The organism is Streptococcus sp. HMSC070B10 (assembly GCF_001808665.1).
GTDB lineage: Bacteria > Bacillota > Bacilli > Lactobacillales > Streptococcaceae > Streptococcus.
On record NZ_KV794192.1, the window covers coordinates 1 to 1,548 of the forward strand.

2 protein-coding genes and 1 pseudogene are annotated in these 1,548 nt (G+C 37.9%); all 3 read left to right on the forward strand.

Features of this window, described 5'->3' with window-relative positions:
- Nucleotides 1–209, forward strand: a pseudogene (locus HMPREF2613_RS06325) (hypothetical protein); the annotation flags it as partial.
- Nucleotides 206–823 (forward strand): hypothetical protein, encoded by a 618-nt coding sequence (locus HMPREF2613_RS06330; protein WP_070479760.1) that lies wholly within the window; start codon nt 206–208, stop codon nt 821–823. The pseudogene HMPREF2613_RS06325 and the gene HMPREF2613_RS06330, both read left to right, overlap by 4 nt.
- Nucleotides 820–1,437 (forward strand): hypothetical protein, encoded by a 618-nt coding sequence (locus tag HMPREF2613_RS06335; RefSeq protein ID WP_070479761.1) that lies wholly within the window; start codon nt 820–822, stop codon nt 1,435–1,437. Before HMPREF2613_RS06330 ends, HMPREF2613_RS06335 begins: the two co-directional genes overlap by 4 nt.
- The last annotated feature ends 111 nt before the right edge of the window (nt 1,438–1,548 follow it).

Here is a 1,548-nt window from a genome sequence, read left to right on the forward strand (position 1 = left end):
GTTGGCTAAGTGTAGAAGAATTTAAGGAATATCATAAGGATGTTCTTTCACTAACTTATGATGAAGCTGTTGACATCAGTTTGGAAGAATTAAAGACAATTGTACCGGTAAGAGATCCTCTATGGGAAGAGGAAGAAAGGCTTCGAGAAGAGTACATAAAAATTCATGGCGAACGTGTTTATGATGATGAGGAAGAGGAAGAGGAGTGAGACTATGTCTTAAAGGTGATTACACCAAGACTGATTTTTATGAAGAGTTTAAAGAAATAGCTCAAAATATGTGGTTCAAAGAGCGAAAAGGAATTCCGCTCGATTTTTCCTATGCTTGGGATGAAGATTTACATTTGAATTTACGGTTGGATAAATTTAAATATAATGACGAACGTTGGGAGAGTGCAAATTTTAATACAAATATAAACCCTTGGAAGACATTTGAATATGAAAACTTGACATTGGATCTAGAAAATTCTTATGAAAGCGATGGTCGTGAGAAAGGTGATTATTTGCGAATTATTTCTACTCATCAAGATATTCTAACGGTTGACAAGCGTGCGATGTATATCATGGCGATTGAGGTGGCATCTGCTATTGACGGTCAAATCAGCGAAGACGACAAAGAAACATGGCTGAGTATTGAAGAATTTAAAACGAAACATGCAGAACTGTTGCATTTGACCTACGACGAAGCGGTTGATATTAGTTTGGAGGAACTAGAGATTATGGAGGCGGTTGATGAACCACTTTGGGATGAATTACACAGAGGATGGGAAGAATATATCAAAATCCATGGTGAACGAGTTTACGACGATGAGGAAGATGAGTGAAACTATATCTTAAAGGTAACTACGAAACTAGTATATACCAAGCCTGTATGGAATTTCCTTGGAAAATGTGGTTCAAAGAACGCAAAGGTGTGGAAGTTGGTTTTTCTTACGCGCGTGATGATGATTTCTATTTTAGCGTTAGTTTGGATAAATTTTCTTCGAATGATGAGCGTTGGGGTGTGACTGATTTTAAAATAGGAGATAATCCGTGGAATTCATTTAAATACGAGTATATAATATTGGATTTTGAAAATTTCTATGAAAGCGATGGGCGCGAGAAAGGTGATTATTTGCGAATTATTTCCACTCATCTAGATATTTTAACGGTTGACAAGCGTGCGATGTATATTATGGCGATTGAGGTAGCATCTGCCATTGACGGTCAAATCAGCGAAGACGATAAAGAAACATGGCTGAGTATTGAAGAATTAAAAACGAAACATGCAGAACTGTTGCATTTGACCTACGACGAAGCGGTCGATATTAGTTTAGAAGAGATAAAGGTTATGAAAGCGATAGACGAGCCCCTCTGGGAAGAATTGGATAGGAAGCGCGAGGAGTATATCCGAATTCATGGAGAAGTGGAGTTGGATGACGATGAGGAAGACGAGTGAGACTATATATAAAAGGTGACTATGCTAGAAAAGTGCCATTTGGGTACAGAGAACTCGCATGGAAGATGTGGTTTAAAGAACGGAATGGCAAGAAAATAAGTTACTCCAACG